Raw genomic sequence first — 18,188 nt, forward strand, 5'->3', positions numbered from 1 at the left:
TGATTAAAATTTTTTACGTGTGATTTATCACATACCAGTTTAAATCAATTTTATGTTTTGTCCAAAACACTTCATCGATAGCTAAGTTTTGAAACTATGAGAAATCAACCAATAATTATTGTTTTAGGGTTCATACTGATGTGTTTTATTCCTTGGAATGCTTTCTCTCAAGAAATTCCAGACTTACCTATTTTTAACGAGACAAGGATCAATTACAATAAATCTGGAATGCTGATTCTGGGTTCATGGGCCTTAGGAAATATGATATGGGGTGGAATAGGAGCCAGCAACTCTACAGGTCAGACAAAAGCATTTCACCAAATGAATATTTATTGGAATTCAGTTAATTTGTTGATTGCAGGATTGGGGTATTGGCAGGCTACTAAGGAGATTCCCTCTAATGATTTATTAGCAACAATATTAGCTCAGGGCAAAATTGAAAAAATCTTGTTGGTAAATGCTGGATTGGATCTAGCTTATATGGCTGGTGGGATGTATCTCAAGGAAAGGGGACTAAGATTAAACAAGGATAAATTTGTGGGCTTCGGGAAGTCCATCATCCTTCAGGGAGCCTTTTTATTGACATTTGATGCGCTGATGTATACATTCCATGTAACCCATGCTAAAGAATTACCAGCCTTTTTTGAGCAGGTTTCTTTTACTCCTGCTGGATTTACAATGACCATTCCTTTGGCTCGTTAAGCTACAATTCCATTCAATTGGAAGGATTTTATTCAACCTGAAGCTCAGGATTCAATTGTTTTTTGGATTCTTCAGAGCAGTCACTCACAAAACTTTCTCCAGCGGATGAAATCAAATCGCATGTTCCTGTACCCATTCCCATAATTGTTCTCATTGCATCTTGAGTATTGACACTTAAAAATGTGATGGAGCTTTTCGGAATATGATAGATATTTCCATTGGTGGGGTTTGGTGCTGTGGGAACGAAGACCGTATACAAATCTTCATTCACTTGATCAGTAATAAAACCTGTCATCATTGTTCCGGATTTGTAAATATCAATTAAAACCACTTCAGAAAAAGGGAGTTTTTTCAAGCCAACGAATTGGTAGACTGTCTGATGGATTAGGCTGTATAATGGGACTTTAGTAAGATACTTTTTCTCGAATTTTGAGAAATAGCTTTTCCCGACTTTATTTCTGATGAGTACTCCAATGACGAAAATGAAAATGACTAAAATCCCAATGGAAAGAAAATTGATCGACCAATGAGGTTCTTCTATACCTGGATCGAGAATAGAACTGATTGGAGCTACAATTTTGAAGATAAAGTTGAATGAAAAAGAAAGTAAAATGAGGACGATTGAGATAGGAAGTAAAATTAAAAAGCCTTGAAAAAGTGTATCCAATAAAAATCCACGTTTTGAATTGGTGTTGATATTTTCTGGGGTATTGAGCTGGGGTTCCATTTTATTAAATGATTACTGGTTAATATTCAGTTATTTATCATTCAAATTCATGCCATCTATACTGTAATCGTTTAATGCCAATTTCTTAGAATTCTGTTGAGTAGGTTTCGGATATAATTGGGGATTATTTACCTCTATTTATTTTTAGGGTAAAAAAAATCCCTCCCGCGAAAACGAGAGGGATCTAAATTAATTTAACTGATGCTTAGTCAAGATATTTTACTACAGGAGTATAATCTAAATCAAAAGCTTCTGCTACTGCTTGGTAGACAATATCACCATTGATAATGTTAAGGCCGGGTACTAACTCTGGATTTTCTTGAGCAGCTTTTTTCCAACCTTTATTTGCCAGTTGAATGGCATAAGGTAATGTAGCATTAGTTAATGCCAAAGTAGAAGTATAAGGTACTGCACCTGGCATATTTGCTACGCAGTAATGAACCACATCATCTATAATAAAAGTAGGATCTTGATGGGTAGTAGGCTTACAAGTTTCGATACAACCACCTTGATCCACTGCCACATCCACAAGAACAGTTCCCGGTTGCATTTCTTTTAACATGTCACGAGTAATCAAGTGAGGCGCTTTTGCACCTGGAATCAACACTGCTCCAATGATCAAGTCATGGTTTTTGATCATTTTTCTGATGTTGTATTCATTTGACATCATAGTTTTCACATTTGCGGGCATGACATCAGCTAAGTACCTCATTCTAGGTAAGGAAACGTCCATGATAGTAACATCTGCCCCTAAACCTGCAGCCATCCAAGCAGCTTGAGTACCCACAATTCCACCACCAAGAATCAAAACTTTTGCAGGTAAAACTCCAGGAACGCCACCTAGAAGGATTCCACGACCTTGCAAAGGTTTTTCTAAGTAGTTAGCACCTTTTTGAACTGCCATTCTACCTGCCACTTCAGACATTGGAATCAAAAGAGGTAGGCTTTTGTCTGATTTCTCTACTGTTTCATAGGCCAAACAAACGGCTTTGCTTTCTACCATAGCTTTGGTAAGGGGTTCGTAGGAAGCAAAATGAAAATAAGTAAATAACAATTGATCCTCTTTAATCAATTTGTATTCAGGCTCAATAGGTTCTTTCACTTTCATGATCATCTCAGCAATTTCATATGTTGCTTCGATAGTAGGGAGAATATTCGCACCTGCTTCTACATAAGCTTCATCAGGAAAACCTGAACCTTCACCAGCAGTGTGCTGAATATATACTGTATGGCCTCTTTTGACCAACTCTTTCGCACCTGCGGGAGTGAGCGCTACTCGATTCTCATTGTTTTTAATTTCTTTAGGAACACCTATAATCATGGCACGTATATTTGGATTGGAATATTGGCACAAAGATACTAAGCAAATACAAACTCGAAAGGCTGATAACAAATAGTATTTGGTATGATTTCGAAAAAAAATATTTTTCGAAATTTAATTCTGTTAAAATTTTTAATAATTCTAAAAATTTCAAGAATTGACTTTTAAACAAGTTTAATTTGGATTTTTTTTTATCAGGAGCTTAAAAATATATTCACATGATAAATATCAGAAAATCAGTTGATTGAATTGAATGGAATTTAAAAACAAAATAAAATTTTGTATTGCCTTTATTTTAGCGTAACAATCCAAATTTTTGATTGGAATTTATTAGGCTATTAATTTGTAAAAAATGCGGAATTGGCTATTTTTGGAGTATTCTAGGTGAAATCCAAGATAAACCCAAAGTAACTTAAGACAAAAGATTTATGGCAGAAGTAAAACCAATTCCAAAGAATCAAATTTCTCCAAACTTTTCAAAAGCTGCGGTATTAGAAGATTTTCGTGCTGCTTTGATGAGTAGGCATGCATCGTTAGTTGGGAGAAAAGAGGTTTTTATGGGAAAGGCGAAGTTTGGGATTTTTGGAGATGGAAAAGAGCTAGCGCAGATTGCAATGGCTCGTGCCTTTCAAATTGGTGATTTTAGATCCGGTTATTATCGGGATCAAACTTTTATGATGGCCATAGGTGAACTTACTGTTCAGGAATATTTTGCTCAGCTTTATGCGCATACGAATGTCGAAGCTGAACCTGCAAGTGCAGGTAGATTAATGAATGGCCATTTTGCGACTCGCTCATTAAATGAGGACGGAAGCTGGAAGGAGCTTACAAAGATGTATAATTCTGCTGCTGATATTTCTCCGACTGCGGCACAAATGCCAAAGCTTTTGGGTTTAGCTTATGCTTCAAAACTTTTTAGAGAGAATAAGGGACTCAAGAATTTTTCAAATTTATCAATTAATGGAAATGAAGTAGCTTGGGGAACCATTGGAAATGCTTCTACCTCTGAAGGCTTGTTTTTTGAAACCATCAATGCAGCAGGGGTAATGCAAGTTCCTATGGTCATTTCGATTTGGGACGACGCCTATGGAATTTCTGTCCCTCAGGAATATCATACCACTAAAGGAAGTATTTCAGAGGCAATCTCTGGATTTGAAAGAACAGAAAGTCAAAAAGGCTTCGAAATCATAAAAGTTAAAGGCTGGGATTACGAGGGATTAATGCATGCATTTTTCAATGCAGGTAAAATTGCAAGAGATGAGCATGTTCCTGTATTGATTCATGTGGAAGAAATGACCCAACCACAAGGTCATTCTACCTCAGGTTCTCATGAGCGCTATAAATCTGCGGAACGATTGAAGTGGGAAAAAGAGTGGGATTGCATTAGTAAATTCAGAGAGTATATTCTTTCCTCACAAATTGCAAGTCCAGAAACACTCGATAAAATTGAAGCAGAAATAAAGGCTGACGTCAAGAAACAAAAGGAAACAGCTTGGGCTGATTTTTCAAAGGAGATCAAAGCTGAACTTCAGGAAGCATATACTCTTATCAAAAAAGCAGCTGAAAATAGTACCAGGAAAGTTATTTTGAATCAAATGGCTGATGAGCTTTCCAGAACTTTAAATCCAATTAGAAAAGATGTTATTTCTACTGTTCGGAAAGCTATTTTGACGCTTCGTTTTGATTCCGGTGAGTCAAAAATAGCCTTGAAAAACTGGTACAGTGCACAGGTTGAAAAAAATCATGACCGCTATAATAGTCATCTTTATAGTGAATCTAAGTGGGGTGTTTTAAATATTGAAGAAGTAAAGCCGAAATACGATGAAAAATCTGTTTTAATTGATGGAAGAGAAATACTTCAGAAATTCTTTGATTTTGCTCTTGAAAATAATCCTAAGTTTTTCGCTTTCGGAGAAGATGTTGGAAAAATAGGAGACGTAAATCAAGCTTTTTCAGGCCTGCAGGCAAAGTATGGAGAATTGAGAGTTTCGGATACAAGTATTCGTGAAGCAACAATTATAGGTCAAGGAATTGGTACTGCATTGAGAGGATTGAGACCAGTTGCCGAAATTCAATATTTAGACTATTTATTATATGGTCTTCAGATGCTTTCTGATGATCTGGCATGTCTTCAATATAGAACAAAAGGTGGGCAAAAGGCCCCGTTGATCGTAAGGACAAGAGGCCATCGACTGGAAGGTGTTTGGCATTCTGGTTCTCCAATGGGAATGATTTTATCTTCATTGAGAGGGATGGTTGTTTGTGTACCAAGAGACATGACACAAGCAGCTGGGATGTATTCTACACTATTAAAGTCGGATGATCCAGCAATCATGATAGAATGCCTGAACGGATATAGACTTAAAGAAAAGTTACCTTCTAATTTAGGAGAATATACTGTGCCAATGGGAAGGCCGGATATTTTGAGAGAAGGAAGTGATATTACTATCGTTACTTACGGCTCAATGTGTAGAATTGTGACGGAGGCAGCTTCCGAATTGGGAGAATTAGGGATAGAGGTCGAGGTGATAGATGTACAAACACTCCTACCATTTGACGTATATGGAATTATCGGGGAATCTATCAAAAAGACGAATCGGGTTGTTTTTGCTGATGAAGATGTGCCAGGTGGAGCATCTGCTTATATGATGCAGCAAGTGATAGAGAATCAAGAGGTGTTTAGATATTTGGATTCCGAACCAATAACAATTGCTTCTAAACCGCATAGGCCTGCATATTCTTCTGATGGTGATTATTTCTCCAAACCGAGTATTGAAGATGTTGTAGAAAAGGTTTATAAGATTATGAATGAAGTGAATCCAAAATCTTTCCCAGCACTATAAAATTAAAGCCCTTTTAAAAGGGCTTTTTTTAATTACGGGTTATGTTATTTAGAGTCACATCTGGACTTGAGACCTCATTGCTTCTATTGAGCTTACGATCCTGAATTTGCACTTCCACCCTCAAAGTATCATTTCTAAAAATAGATTGCCATCCAGAAGAAAGCATAGCATATTTAATATTTCCTTCAATTGCTTGGCTTTCATCATTATTTAAAACTCTTGGAAACCTACCATTAAATGTGGTAAAGAAAGGAGGGTCTTGCCATCTGAATTCCGTGTATTGCCCGTTCCTTTTCACAAAGAATTTTACAAAAATATTATATTGATTTGGGTTCTGAACTACCCAGATCGTGTCTTTGACAGTAGCGTTGTTAATTATTGGATCAATAACCCAATCAATTGGATTATATGTAGGTGCCTCAGGAGGCCTTGTAGAGTAAGTGATTAATTCCCCGATATTATCTCTTTGGTATTCGACGGCATTGAAAGGAGGATTGATTTCTGTTGCTCCTAATCCTAAATCTCCCTCAGCATCTTTAAAATCTACGGAAATTATCAATGAATCGGGTCCACTAGTGGGAACATATTCTATGGTGGAGAAATTAATTTCAGGAGTACTAGGGAAATTATCGGGTGAGTTTACACAAGAAAAACTTGCGACTGCTAAAAAGAATATTCCTGAATAGTTTTTGAAACGCATAAGGCGAAAGTAAATTTACATCCAAGTTGATAAATTAGCGCGATTGGACTTCGCAAAATATAAAACGATGCAGGATTTTAAAAGTTTTTCAGAACGCATTAAAGATTTAAAATCTGAGGACTTTGAAACCTTGGCTTTAGAACTATTTAAATTTCAGGCATCGGAAAATCAAATCTATAAAAAATACATTGAAGCTCGTCGAATTGATATTTCCAAAGTAGATCAGATCAAAGCTATCCCTTTTTTACCAATTCAATTTTTTAAAGATTATAAGGTCATTTCAGGAGATCAATCCTTGTTTCCTGGATATTATTCTAGTAGTGGCACGACAGGTATGATTACAAGTAAACATTTTTATTGGTCAGAAGAATGGTATTTAAATCATGCTCAAAGGATTTTCGAGCAAGAGTATGGATCGATTGAAGGATTTCATGTTTTGGTATTACTTCCTTCTTACCTTGAGAGGAAAGGAAGCAGTTTGGTGAAGATGGCAGATCATTTCATTCGTAAAAGTAATTCTAAAGATTCTGGTTTCTATCTCTATAATCAAAATGAGCTTATAGAGAAACTTATTTCGCTTTCTGCTGGGAGCAAGAAAATTTTGCTTTTGGGAGTGACTTTTGCGCTTCTGGATTTGGCTGAGTCAGGGGTTAAGCTTCCAGAAATAAAAAATTTAACGGTGATGGAAACTGGAGGTATGAAGGGGAGGAGAAAAGAAATGGTACGAGAAGAGGTTCATTCTATTTTAAAATCTTTTTTTGGAGTATATGAAATTCATTCTGAATATGGAATGACAGAATTAATGTCTCAGGCTTACTCAAAAGGGAAAGGGAAGTATACATTACCATCAAGTATGTACGTTATGCTAAGGGATATAAACGATCCGCTTTCCTGGACTACTAGAAAACAAGGAGGTATAAATGTGATTGATCTCGCAAATTTCCATTCTTGTTCATTTATAGAGACGCAGGATTTAGGGAGTTTTGATGAAAATGGGGAACTTGAAATTTTGGGAAGAATTGATAACAGTGAAATCAGAGGATGTAATCTTCTGGTGCAGTAATTGCTATCTTAAGAATTATTAGACATATTTGATCAGCATAAAATCTGAATTATGAAAAAATTAGCAACAATCGCATTATTGGTAGGAATTTTAGCTTTGGGAGCTTGTGCTTCCAGTAAACCTTGCCCGGCATACGCCAAAGCTCCTTCTACTGAGAAACCTAATAGTTAAAAAAAATGCTGACCTTAATAGTCAGCATATTTTTTTATATCCTCTAGACTAATTTCTGGTTCACCTAGAATAACAAGTCTTTCCATCACGTTTCTTAATTCGCGTATATTTCCTGTCCAAGGAAATTCCTGAAGTTTTTTCAAGGCAGAATTTGAAATTGATTTTTTGGCATCACCACTTTCAGAAGATATATCCTCTAAGAATTTATCAACGAGGAGCGGAATATCCTCTTTTCTGTCTTTTAGGGAAGGTACTTGGATTAAAATAACACTTAATCGATGGTATAAATCTTCTCTGAATTTACCTTCTTTAATCTCGCTTTTCAGGTCTTTATTGGTGGCCGCTAAAACCCGAACATCAACTTTGATGTCTTTATCACTTCCTACTCGATTTATTAGATTTTCCTGAAGTGCTCTCAGTACTTTTGATTGGGCTGAAAGTGACATATCTCCAATTTCATCAAGAAAAAGAGTTCCCCCTTGTGCCTGTTCAAATTTACCTTGTCTCTGTTTATGGGCTGAAGTAAAAGCTCCTTTTTCATGACCAAATAGCTCACTTTCTATCAGTTCTGATGGGATCGCTGCACAATTCACTGCTACAAAAGGGTGGGCAGACCTATTACTTTTTGCATGAACCCAATGAGCTACTAATTCCTTTCCTGTTCCATTTGGTCCAGTGATCAACACCCGAGCATCTGTAGGTGCAACTTTTTCAATGGTTTCTTTTACAATCTGAATGGCAGTTGATTCTCCTACCATATCCAGTTTTTTAGAAAGTTTCTTTTTTAGAACTTTTGTTTCCGTAACAAGATTCTTCTTATCAAGTGCATTCCTTACTGTTAATAGTAACCTGTTGAGATCTGGAGGCTTTGGAATAAAATCAAATGCTCCTTTTTTTGTGGCTTCTACTGCTGTTTCAATGCTTCCGTGTGCGGAAATCATAATGAATTGAGGAGATTTTTCTAAAGCTTTAGCTTGATCCAACACCTCAATTCCGTCCATTTTTGGCATTTTGACGTCACAAAGCACTAAATCATAATCCTCTTCAGTGAGTTTTTTGAGTCCTTCTTCACCATCTTGTGCTTCTGAAACTTCAAATTTCTCATATTCTAAAATCTCACGTAATGTGGCTCTGATGACTTTTTCGTCATCAATAATCAAAATCTTCGACATGTCTCTAATTTAAAAGAAAAAAGTGCAAGTCTATAAGCCGGGTTCTGTTTCCTTCTGATATGAACCAAAAGGACTCTTGCCATTTATCTAGTCCTGACTTCACAATCAGGATCCATCGATCTACCCATTCCGCGTAAGAGCGAGCAACTCTTCTTGGAACTTAATCCAATGCGGAACCTATTTGATCTTTCAACCCATAAGGTTTACCATGCCCCCGACATCACTGGCGGAGCGGTAGGCTCTTACCCTACCTTTTCACCCTTATCCCGATAGCTATCGGGACGGTATATTTTCTGTGGCACTTTCTGTAAACTGACCGTCTCCAGTCAGCCTCCTTCCCGTTAGGAAGTATGGCGCTCTTTGTTGCCCGGACTTTCCTCTTTGTCCAAGTTTTGAATCTTGGATAAAGCGACAAGACGACTTGCACTTTGTAAAGTACGGAATTTAATTCCAGAAGGGTTTCAAGTCTTTGCTAAATGGTTATTAAAAAAAATTAAAGTTCTTCTTATTTATTTTAAAAAGATTAAAACAATTTTGAATACTCCATGTTTGTTACCTAAAGGCTTTTAAAAGCTGATTTTCATAGTGCTGGGTTGAACCGCTCCTAACAGAGCGGTTCTTTTTTTATAGGATTACTGTATCTTTTAATTATGAAACCCAACAGAAAATTCAAAAAGCTGATAAGAGCCATAAATTGGTATCCACCTTATCTATTTTCAGGTATTAAGGTTATTGAATATTCTGAAGATTTTACCAGATTCAAAGTGAGGCTAAAGCTTACTTGGTATAATAGAAATTTGATTGGTACAGCCTTTGGAGGTTCTTTATATGCTATGTGTGATCCTTTTTTTATGTTTATTCTAATTACAAATTTAGGAGAGGATTACATTGTATGGGATAAGTTTTCCCATATAGAATTTATAAAACCTGGTAAAGGCGATGTTTTCGCAACGTTTTCATTAGCGCCAGATGAGATCATGGAAATAAAGAATACTGTTGATTCTTTAGGAAAAAAAGTGTTTGAATTTCCATGCCAAGTGCTAGACAAATCAGGGAATTTGATTGCAAGCCTCAATAAAGGAGTTTATGTGAAAAGGAGAGATTTTCAAAAGCCTAGATTGTAAGTTCCTTTTGAAATGCAATGCTTACCTTTGAGTTCTAATTCGAATAGCTTATGATTTTAGTAGGAAATGCGGTTCTTTCAGATGATATAAAAGAAAACTTTTTTGTATGTGATTTGGAGGCTTGTAAAGGTGCGTGTTGCGTGGAGGGAGATGCAGGAGCCCCTTTGGACGATGAAGAAACAAAAATCATTGAGGATATCTATCCTATCGTCAAAGAATATATTACCGAGGAAGGAAGAAAAGTGATAGAAGCTCAAGGGACTTGGGTTATTGATAAAGATGGAGATAAAGGTACTCCAACAATAGGGGACAATAGAGAGTGCGCATATGCTTTATATGATGAAAGAGGAATCTTGAAATGTGGAATTGAGCAAGCCTATCTGGATGGTAAAATCACTTGGAAAAAGCCAATCAGCTGCCATATGTATCCGATTCGAATTACCAAATACGATGAATTCGATGCTCTTAATTATGACCGCTGGCATATCTGCGATCCTGCATGTCAATTAGGGTCAAATTTGAAAGTTCCTATTTATAAATTTCTTAAAGATGCACTTATTCGTAAATATGGTGAAGCATGGTATGAGGAATTAGTGAAAGAAATAGAGGGGTAGTGGACATGATATAGGAATGAATTAGGAAATAGAAAATAGTAAACTGATATTTTTAATTCTATATCTAATCAGTTTTGATTTGATAATGCCTAATCGGCTCTTCTCCTAAAAGATGTTCAATAAAATAGTCCCAACGTTTTTTGGTGAAATAATCGCCTGAAGTTCTACCAAAACTATGGTTTCGGCTAGGCCAAATAAATAAATCAAAATCTTTTCCTGCATTGATTAATGCTTCAGCAAATTTAAATGTTGCAGAAGGATTTACATTTTCGTCTATTCCACCATGAGCCAAAAGTAAATGTCCTTTAAGATTAGCAGCATTGGTAATATTGGACTGATTATGATAAAAATCTCCAACTGGATAGCCCATATACATTTCTGGCCACCAAGCTTTTTCCATTCTATGATCATGGTCGCCTGCTGAAGCGACAGCTACTTTGTAAAAATCAGGATGTAATAAAATTGCTCTACCTGCATCATATCCTCCAGCGGAGTGGCCAAAAATGCCAACTTTGTCGATATCCACGAATTTATTTTTTGACGCCAGTTTGTTAATGGCCAAAACATGATCCGTGGTACCATCGCCTAAATTATTGTAGGAAACATCATTGAATGCTTTTCCTCTTCCATGAGTTCCCAATCCATCGACAGTAACTAAAACAAACCCCAATTCAGCCATTGGCTGCTGCAAGCCAACAAGTCCAGATTTAAATGTTTTGGGAGTAATGGCAGTATGAGGACCCGAATAAGTATAATCTATAATTGGATATTTCTTCTTCGTAGAAAAAGTTGTTGGTAGATAATAGATACCGTAAATGGTGGTTTTTCCGTCTTTGGCGGTTGCAGTGAATTGTTTTGGGCTTTGGTAGCCTCTTTTTAGAAGATTTGAGATATCAGCCTTCGAAACTTCATAAACTATCTTGCCAGTCTCTAATTCCCTGATCACGGAAATTGTAGGGGTATTTACCGTAGAATAATTATCGACAAAATACATTGACCCAGGAGAGTAGGAAACATCATGGAATGAGTTTTCTGGAGTCAGCAGAGTTAAGCCCGTTCCATCAAGATTCACTTTGTATACGAAAGAATAATATGGATTTACATCTTTTTCCTTTCCGGAAGCTTCAAAGTAAAGAACTTCATTATCCTCGTCTAGGTACAAAATGTTTTTGACGACAAATTCTCCATCGGTGATTTTATTGATCAAACTTCCACTGTTCCAGTCCATCAGATACAATTGATTCCAACCTGACTTTTCAGTGCCTAGAATAAAGGAACCATTATCAAGCCTCCTAAAGATATTATTATTGTTAATGTGAGTGGGTGAACTCTCTGAATATACTTTACGGATTTCTGCTGTTTGGGCATTGATTTCTAGCAGGTCAAAAGCTTTAAATCCACGATGTAAATAAGTCCCAAAAAGATTTTCGCTCGAGCTGTCCCAATTGAAATACATACCTATAAAATGGGGAAGAGAAAGCTCTTGAAATTTAGTTTCTGATTTTTCTTCCAAGTCAAAAATTACAGGAGTATACATGACGACGGTTGTGTCTCCGGGAGATGCTCTGTAATACCCCATCAATTGAGGTCTAAACTTATCATCTTGACTATTGTCAAGAAGTAGCATTTTTTCTGCTAATCTTAAATCTACTATTTGGGTTTGGATTCTCTTAGAATCAGGAGACCAATTTACGGTGAAATGAAAAGGCCTTTCTCCATTTTCCCCATGAATCATATCGGACCATCCCCAGAAAGAGGCATATTCATAGTCTTTTTTTCCATCGAAACTCAGTTGAATCTCCTCGCCAGTTTCAAGATTTTCTACAAATAGGTTGAAATTTCTAGTGTAGGCTTTCCAATTCCCATCTGGTGAAATTGAAACCTCTCTATTTCTTGGTTCAGTAGCTTTTTTCGATTCTAAATTCCCTTTGGTATAAGTCCAACTTTGGTTTCTCCATTCAAAACTAATTGAACCATCTTTTCCAATTTGAATTCTATTGAATGGCAGGTCTTTTGAATCGATTGATTCACCTGTTCTTTGCGTGATTAATTCTGCTAGTTCTTGGTGATCAAAAGCCTCATTTGTAATCTTTTTTTCAATATCTGTTGAGAAAAACCGTTTTCCGTCTGCGGTGTAGGTTTGATGCCAAAACCCTGTTTTATCTTCATTCCAATTGGGATTTACTTCCATGTGATATACTTCCCTTTGGATGTTGTTACTCAGGAAATATTCAGCTCTGTGATAGGTTTCTTCATTGATTTGGGAATAACTTGTATTCCAAATAATAGAAAGTAAAATGAAAAGCTGTAGCCGGAAAAGAGGGAGCGTTTGAAACTTAGACATGAAAATAATTTATCGATTTAAAATCAAGATATGTCTATAAATTAAAAGATTCACTTACATAAGTGATTAAGAGTAATCTTATCATATAAGTGGTGGGAATTAACCTGCTGATTCATAAGCTTTTTTCAGCCAGTTTATTAAATCTTTGGAATATTGTTCTTCATGATTAATGACAATCCTATGACTTACCATTCCATTAGATTTTGTATCAACTTCAAGAATCCCTTTCGGTTCTTGTCCTTTGAGGTTGATTCCTACATCAAATCTGGTTTTAGTTGCAGGGATTAACAGGGCAAACTGTTTTTTTCGGCGGACACTCATATAAGCATTTTTTGGAACAAATTCTATATCATTTCCGAAAGACCCAATTTCTTTTTTAAGCTGATTATAAAGAGGTAGAAAGTGCTCTTTGCCTTTATACTGCTTCTTTATTAATTCATCTGCTCCACTAGCAGAACCAGCATCGGACTTAAGGGTTTTATGTGCCACTAAATTGGCAAACCCATGCGTGAATCCATGCTTTGTTTTGAGGAATTTTAAAATTTCCCCATGTTTAGAAAAGTTTTCTTTTTTGACAATTGAAACCCATTCATCTAGGCTTTTTCCATAATTTTTTTCAAGGTTGTCAATCATCGTTTGGGCTGCTTGATCCATGAACTTGCTGTTTTTTGTTTATGTTAAAATTCAATTTCAGTTAAGACTGGGAAATGATCAGAACCTTTAATCAGCGATTTTCTAATGTTTTGTATCATGTCATCATCTTTTTCAATGTAAGGATTCCAAACCTTTCCACTGAGTACTTTAAGTCCTTGACTTGCCAAAATATGATCAATTAAAACATTTACATAGTCACCCGTAATCCTGTCTTTAAAACGACTTGAATTAGGCTGCCATCCGTATGAATTGAGTTTTGGCTTAGGTAAAACCGATTTTAGGATATATTCTGGATGCCAGGTGTCTCCAAGTAATAATTCGACTGCACTTTTGCTAAATCGATTTTCATAAAAATCTAATTCAAATCCGTCATTAATGTCACCCATGACCATCACTTGTTGACCTTTTTCTAAATATTCGTCACATCGTCCGCGGATAGACATACATTCAGCAAAAAGTTTAAGTCTATCACGCTGAGAAATTTGTTCAAATCTAGCGTAGTCTACCATATCAAATATTCCTTTTGATTTGGTATGAGCAATTATAACCCGTGTAAGAAAGGTGTTATCCAAACCTAAAATACTTAGCTCCAAGGGCGGTCTATAATGCTTATACTGTTCTTTAATGAGTCGATTCAGGGTGTCTACCAAAAAAGCTTCATCAAACCTTTTACCTTCTTTTGTTTCTGGAGTGAAAAGTACTTTGATTTTTTCCGGATTATATAAAGCGCAAAGTTCCTGCTGTCCGGGAGAAGGGAATCCATGTATGCCTTTAAAGTTTTTGTTTGGAATAAATTCCTGAACCCAAGCTTCCAACTGTAAACTTGCAGTTTTCGACTTGTCTACTAATGTATTGGGTCCTTCAACTATACCTAGAAAATCAGGATCCATAGCCTCAACTACCTCTGCCAATTTCTTACTACGATCTCCGTCATCCCCGGTGGTTTTTGGGTTACCCTCTGAGTCAAAAAGGTCCCGCATCCATTGAACATTATATACTCCGATCTTTAGTTTCATAAAAATTCCAGTTAGATAAAACTGATATAAGTTACAAAATTCAGATTAGAGAATTGATGCTCAAAGAATTAAGTTTAAACTTTGATGTAGATCCGTCTTTTGTCCATCCAAAGCCCAATCAGCCAGATTAACAGCATATAGGAGAATGCAAAGAAGAAGGAAGCATTCTTTGGGCTAAGCCAACTAGTAAATAAGTTTTGATAGATTACAGATCTTAGAGACATGTCACCTATTGGAATCATCCCAAAGAGTGTGATAACTATTCCAGAGGCGATGTAAAGTATCAAGGGGTTTCTTCCAAAGACCAAGAAGAAATACGTCCAATTAGTGATTTTTCTCAATTCAATGATAAATACTAAAACAGCTAGAATTAACATGTCTATTCCAACAGTTAGCAATACATAAGAACTTGTCCAGATTTTTTTATTTATTGGGAAAAGGATATCCCAGGCATAGGCAGCAACAATTAAAATAATTCCTGCAATAATTAACTTTTTAATAGACTCCATATTATTGCCTAATTGTTGAATCATCTTTCCAACGATATATCCGGCAATGACATTTACAATTGAAGGAAGCGTACTCAAAATTCCCTCAGGATCAAATGGAATTCCCTCACCACCATACATACGACCTTCACCTACTAGAGCTAAATCAAGTTTGATTGCTGCATTTCCAGTAAGCCCAAAAGGATCGGCTGAGTCTCCAAACACGAGCATGATTGCCCAGTAACCTAATAGCGCTACTCCACTAAATATCCATCCTAACTTTACTCCGCCCAGATAAAGGATTATTGCTGCAAAGAAATAGCCTAAAGCAATTCTTTGTAAAACTCCAAATAAACGGACTTCGGTGATATTAATAAAACTGAATTCTCCGGAATCAGAAATGTCATAAAAAGGAAAAGCATTCAAAAGCCAGCCAATGAAGAAAATCAAAAATGCCCTTTTTCCTACTTTTTTAAAGAAATCTACTGTTGGCATATCTTGGAGTTTTTTCATTGAAAAACTCATCGCATTCCCCACAACAAACATGAAGGTGGGAAAAACCAGATCAGTAGGAGTAAATCCATGCCATTTTGCATGAGCCAATGGAGCATAAAGATTCGACCAATCGCCTGCTGTATTGACAATGACCATAAAAGCTATTGTCATTCCTCGTAATACATCTAAAGCAAGATACCTATTTGATAAAACTCCGGGACTTGTTTTAATATCCATAATTTAAGTTAGGTTGGGTGGTTATGTAACTTAAAAAGTAAAAGAAATAATTAAGCTACAATTTAAAATATTATCTTGTTTTTTACTTTTTAGATAATTTTTTAATCCATTAAACTTATCAAAATGAAAAATATAGAAGTAGACGAATTCAAAGTAGTCGATCCAATAGTATTAGAAAAATTGCCTACGGTTTTGGATTTGGGAATTTCAGAAAAAAAGAAATCCAAGAAATTAAACGATTACAGAGAAGATCTTAGTGATCATCAAGACACTATGTATGCGCATAACAAGTATTCAATCCTGATATGTTTACAGGGAATGGATACTGCTGGAAAGGATAGTTTAATCCGTGAAGTATTTAAAGAGTTTAACCCAAGAGGAGTCGTTGTTCACAGTTTTAAGACACCATCTACGAATGAGTTGAAACATGATTATTTATGGAGGCATTATGTGGCGCTACCACAAAGAGGGAAATACGGCGTCTTCAATAGAACACATTATGAAAATGTACTGGTTACCAGAGTTCATCCAGAATATGTATTGAATGAGAATATTCCGGGCATTAATTCTGTGGAGGAAATCACTCCATCATTTTGGGAAAATAGATATGAACAGATCAATAATTTTGAAAAGCACATTAGTCAAAACGGAGTTATTGTCCTAAAATTTTTTCTTCATTTAAGTAAAGAAGAACAGAGACAAAGACTACTTCGTAGGTTGGATAAGCAAAAACATAATTGGAAGTTTTCACCTGGTGATTTGAAAGAACGGAATCTCTGGGACAAATATCAGCAGTTTTATGAGGAGGCCATCAACAGAACATCTAAACCTCATGCTCCTTGGTATATTATTCCTTCAGATAATAAGAAGACTGCCAGATTGCTTGTTGCTAAAATTATACTGGATGAAGTTACCCGATATAAGGATATCAAGGAACCTGAATTAGAAGAATCTATTGCTGAAAATATTAGCAAGTATAGAGAAATGCTTCAAAAGGACATTTGATGAGTTGTAGTTTTATTTCCCTGGTCCTTAGTTTTTTATTGAATAAAATTATGTATTAAGGTTAATTTCGTTTCGCTAGGTTCGAATTGAATTTTTCAGTTGCGGTTTATAGTTATGTTTTAAAATCTACTAATCCAAAAGAAAAAAGTATTTTAGAATAATAAAATTGTACTTTAGGATTAAAGATTTCTTAATATATCTTGTAATTCAACCATATTGTTTTAAAATGAAAAATATCATAATAATAATTTTTAGCCTTTGTCTTTTTTCTGGAGTATTTGCTCAAGGGGAAAAAAGATATGTCATCAAGCTCAAAGAGAATGGGGTTTTTACATCTGCCGATGTCACGGACAGAGACCAAGCGCAAAGTAGTAATAGTTCGCAGCGAAAGATGAAAAGGGATAAAGCCGAAAATATTGCAAGAGGTAAGGGAGTTAATAGGATATTAGAATCTTTTTCTGATGTCGCAGTTGGGTTAGTTGTGGAGATGAATGAAACTCAAGCCGAGGCACTGAGGGCAGATTCAGATATTGAGTCGGTCATTGAAGATTTTATAATGCAAGGAAGACCAAGAATGCAAGCTAGGAGGCCAATTATGCAGGGAAGGCCAAGAATGCAAGAAGAATATGGGTATGATATAGAGGCCGGAACCAATTGTTCAATTATTGAAGCAGGAGGAGGGCAAAGAAGAAATGGAGCTGAAAGAAATTTCATTTGGATTGTAGACTCGGGAATAGACGGAAACCATGACGACTTGAAAAGCAGTATCAATAAATCTAAGAAATATGCAAAATCATTTGTGGATAATAATCCGTGGAAAGACGATGCAGGTCATGGGACATTTATGGCAGGAATAGCTTCTGCAGAGTCGAGACCTAATGGAAATGAATTTGCAATGAATGGGATAGCTCCTGGTGTACCCACAATATCTTTAAAAGTACTTGATTCAAATGGGGAGGGGTTTTGGTCTGATATCGTTTTAGCATTAGACCATGTTGCCCAATTTGGAAGGAGAGGAGATGTAGTTTCCATGAGTTTAGGAGCATTTGGGATTTCAAATTGTGCTGATTCCAATCCCATACTCAGTGATGCAGTCAAAAATGTTGCAAGCAAAGGAATATTCCTTGTCATGTCAGCAGGTAACGATAGTGGTGATTCAAATATGAATTTGCCGGGTTGTATAACCGGGGAAAATATTTTCACCATAGGTTCAATTGATTTTAATTGCCAAGATGGTGAAGGGGGTTGCTCAAGTTTCTCTAACCTTGGATCAAATGTAAATTGGGTTGCTCCGGGAAATCCAGTTTTCTCTACTTCCCCAGGAAATGAATATCAGGTCTGGTCAGGAACCTCTATGTCAGCAGCCTATGTGGCCGGAATAATATATGCTTCGCAAGGATCTCCAGCGGTTGCGGGGACTGTCAGTTGTGGAGGAAGAACTTATTCAATTCCAAAGATTAGATAAGAATATTTAGGAAGGGAAAAAAGAAGGACATGAAAACTTTCATGTCC

15 protein-coding genes and 1 other RNA gene are annotated in these 18,188 nt (G+C 36.2%); 7 read left to right on the forward strand and 9 right to left on the reverse strand.

Annotated elements, in window-relative coordinates:
- The first annotated feature begins 96 nt into the window (after positions 1-96).
- On the forward strand, positions 97-702 hold the full coding sequence (locus AAGF08_RS16035; protein WP_343512317.1) for a hypothetical protein: 606 nt from the start codon (positions 97-99) through the stop codon (positions 700-702).
- 28 nt (positions 703-730) lie between these two features.
- On the opposite strand, the gene AAGF08_RS16040 is transcribed toward AAGF08_RS16035, so the two are convergent.
- Positions 731-1,429 (reverse strand): DUF502 domain-containing protein, encoded by a 699-nt coding sequence (locus AAGF08_RS16040; protein ID WP_343512318.1) that lies wholly within the window; start codon positions 1,427-1,429, stop codon positions 731-733.
- Between the two features lie 205 nt (positions 1,430-1,634).
- The gene (ald, locus tag AAGF08_RS16045) at positions 1,635-2,750 is read right to left on the reverse strand and encodes an alanine dehydrogenase (protein WP_343512319.1); all 1,116 of its coding nucleotides are present in this window, start codon (positions 2,748-2,750) and stop codon (positions 1,635-1,637) included.
- Positions 2,751-3,178: 428 nt separating this feature from the next.
- On the opposite strand from ald, the gene AAGF08_RS16050 reads away from it, so the two are divergent.
- On the forward strand, positions 3,179-5,593 hold the full coding sequence (locus AAGF08_RS16050) for a thiamine pyrophosphate-dependent enzyme (protein ID WP_343512321.1): 2,415 nt from the start codon (positions 3,179-3,181) through the stop codon (positions 5,591-5,593).
- Positions 5,594-5,621: 28 nt separating this feature from the next.
- On the opposite strand, the gene AAGF08_RS16055 is transcribed toward AAGF08_RS16050, so the two are convergent.
- Positions 5,622-6,293 carry a hypothetical protein gene (locus tag AAGF08_RS16055; RefSeq protein WP_343512323.1) on the reverse strand — a complete coding sequence of 224 codons (672 nt, stop codon included), beginning with the start codon at positions 6,291-6,293 and terminating at the stop codon, positions 5,622-5,624.
- A 67-nt stretch (positions 6,294-6,360) separates the two neighbouring features.
- Between AAGF08_RS16055 and AAGF08_RS16060 the strand changes: the two genes are divergently transcribed.
- Complete coding sequence (locus AAGF08_RS16060; protein WP_343512324.1) at positions 6,361-7,356, forward strand: acyl transferase; 996 nt, start codon at positions 6,361-6,363, stop codon at positions 7,354-7,356.
- A gap of 185 nt (positions 7,357-7,541) precedes the next feature.
- Here the strand turns inward: AAGF08_RS16060 and AAGF08_RS16065 are convergent, their stop codons facing one another.
- Complete coding sequence (locus AAGF08_RS16065) at positions 7,542-8,699, reverse strand: sigma-54 dependent transcriptional regulator (protein WP_343512326.1); 1,158 nt, start codon at positions 8,697-8,699, stop codon at positions 7,542-7,544.
- A gap of 17 nt (positions 8,700-8,716) precedes the next feature.
- An RNA gene (gene rnpB / locus AAGF08_RS16070) (RNase P RNA component class A) lies at positions 8,717-9,127 on the reverse strand.
- A gap of 222 nt (positions 9,128-9,349) precedes the next feature.
- On the opposite strand from rnpB, the gene AAGF08_RS16075 reads away from it, so the two are divergent.
- Positions 9,350-9,823 carry a DUF4442 domain-containing protein gene (locus AAGF08_RS16075; protein WP_343512327.1) on the forward strand — a complete coding sequence of 158 codons (474 nt, stop codon included), beginning with the start codon at positions 9,350-9,352 and terminating at the stop codon, positions 9,821-9,823.
- 50 nt (positions 9,824-9,873) lie between these two features.
- Positions 9,874-10,437: a DUF3109 family protein gene (locus tag AAGF08_RS16080; RefSeq protein ID WP_343512328.1), complete on the forward strand. Its 564-nt coding sequence runs from the start codon at positions 9,874-9,876 to the stop codon at positions 10,435-10,437.
- A 64-nt stretch (positions 10,438-10,501) separates the two neighbouring features.
- Here the strand turns inward: AAGF08_RS16080 and AAGF08_RS16085 are convergent, their stop codons facing one another.
- The 4 genes from AAGF08_RS16085 to AAGF08_RS16100 all read right to left on the reverse strand — a co-directional run bounded on the left by AAGF08_RS16085 (position 10,502) and on the right by AAGF08_RS16100 (position 15,671).
- Positions 10,502-12,781, reverse strand: a complete 2,280-nt coding sequence (locus AAGF08_RS16085) for a DPP IV N-terminal domain-containing protein (protein ID WP_343512329.1) — start codon at positions 12,779-12,781, stop codon at positions 10,502-10,504.
- 99 nt (positions 12,782-12,880) lie between these two features.
- Positions 12,881-13,435: a DUF4287 domain-containing protein gene (locus AAGF08_RS16090; protein ID WP_343512330.1), complete on the reverse strand. Its 555-nt coding sequence runs from the start codon at positions 13,433-13,435 to the stop codon at positions 12,881-12,883.
- Positions 13,436-13,458: 23 nt separating this feature from the next.
- Positions 13,459-14,451, reverse strand: a complete 993-nt coding sequence (locus AAGF08_RS16095; protein ID WP_343512332.1) for a hypothetical protein — start codon at positions 14,449-14,451, stop codon at positions 13,459-13,461.
- Between the two features lie 74 nt (positions 14,452-14,525).
- On the reverse strand, positions 14,526-15,671 hold the full coding sequence (locus AAGF08_RS16100; protein ID WP_343512333.1) for a DUF5009 domain-containing protein: 1,146 nt from the start codon (positions 15,669-15,671) through the stop codon (positions 14,526-14,528).
- A gap of 123 nt (positions 15,672-15,794) precedes the next feature.
- On the opposite strand from AAGF08_RS16100, the gene AAGF08_RS16105 reads away from it, so the two are divergent.
- Entirely contained in the window at positions 15,795-16,676 is an 882-nt protein-coding gene (locus AAGF08_RS16105) for a PPK2 family polyphosphate kinase (RefSeq protein ID WP_343512334.1), read from the forward strand.
- Between the two features lie 226 nt (positions 16,677-16,902).
- Positions 16,903-18,141, forward strand: a complete 1,239-nt coding sequence (locus AAGF08_RS16110; protein WP_343512335.1) for a S8 family serine peptidase — start codon at positions 16,903-16,905, stop codon at positions 18,139-18,141.
- Positions 18,142-18,188 lie beyond the last annotated feature (47 nt).

The sequence above is a fragment of the Algoriphagus sp. SE2 genome (genome assembly GCF_039563885.1).
Classification (GTDB): Bacteria; Bacteroidota; Bacteroidia; order Cytophagales; family Cyclobacteriaceae; genus Algoriphagus.

What these genes read in the sequence shown, in the direction of transcription:
- AAGF08_RS16035 (WP_343512317.1), top strand. Translation starts at nt 97, where the DNA reads ATGAGAAATCAACCAATAATTATTGTTTTAGGGTTCATACTGATGTGT.
- AAGF08_RS16040 (WP_343512318.1), bottom strand. Translation starts at nt 1,429, where the DNA reads ATGGAACCCCAGCTCAATACCCCAGAAAATATCAACACCAATTCAAAA.
- ald (WP_343512319.1), bottom strand. Translation starts at nt 2,750, where the DNA reads ATGATTATAGGTGTTCCTAAAGAAATTAAAAACAATGAGAATCGAGTA.
- AAGF08_RS16050 (WP_343512321.1), top strand. Translation starts at nt 3,179, where the DNA reads ATGGCAGAAGTAAAACCAATTCCAAAGAATCAAATTTCTCCAAACTTT.
- AAGF08_RS16055 (WP_343512323.1), bottom strand. Translation starts at nt 6,293, where the DNA reads ATGCGTTTCAAAAACTATTCAGGAATATTCTTTTTAGCAGTCGCAAGT.
- AAGF08_RS16060 (WP_343512324.1), top strand. Translation starts at nt 6,361, where the DNA reads ATGCAGGATTTTAAAAGTTTTTCAGAACGCATTAAAGATTTAAAATCT.
- AAGF08_RS16065 (WP_343512326.1), bottom strand. Translation starts at nt 8,699, where the DNA reads ATGTCGAAGATTTTGATTATTGATGACGAAAAAGTCATCAGAGCCACA.
- AAGF08_RS16075 (WP_343512327.1), top strand. Translation starts at nt 9,350, where the DNA reads ATGAAACCCAACAGAAAATTCAAAAAGCTGATAAGAGCCATAAATTGG.
- AAGF08_RS16080 (WP_343512328.1), top strand. Translation starts at nt 9,874, where the DNA reads ATGATTTTAGTAGGAAATGCGGTTCTTTCAGATGATATAAAAGAAAAC.
- AAGF08_RS16085 (WP_343512329.1), bottom strand. Translation starts at nt 12,781, where the DNA reads ATGTCTAAGTTTCAAACGCTCCCTCTTTTCCGGCTACAGCTTTTCATT.
- AAGF08_RS16090 (WP_343512330.1), bottom strand. Translation starts at nt 13,435, where the DNA reads ATGGATCAAGCAGCCCAAACGATGATTGACAACCTTGAAAAAAATTAT.
- AAGF08_RS16095 (WP_343512332.1), bottom strand. Translation starts at nt 14,451, where the DNA reads ATGAAACTAAAGATCGGAGTATATAATGTTCAATGGATGCGGGACCTT.
- AAGF08_RS16100 (WP_343512333.1), bottom strand. Translation starts at nt 15,671, where the DNA reads ATGGATATTAAAACAAGTCCCGGAGTTTTATCAAATAGGTATCTTGCT.
- AAGF08_RS16105 (WP_343512334.1), top strand. Translation starts at nt 15,795, where the DNA reads ATGAAAAATATAGAAGTAGACGAATTCAAAGTAGTCGATCCAATAGTA.
- AAGF08_RS16110 (WP_343512335.1), top strand. Translation starts at nt 16,903, where the DNA reads ATGAAAAATATCATAATAATAATTTTTAGCCTTTGTCTTTTTTCTGGA.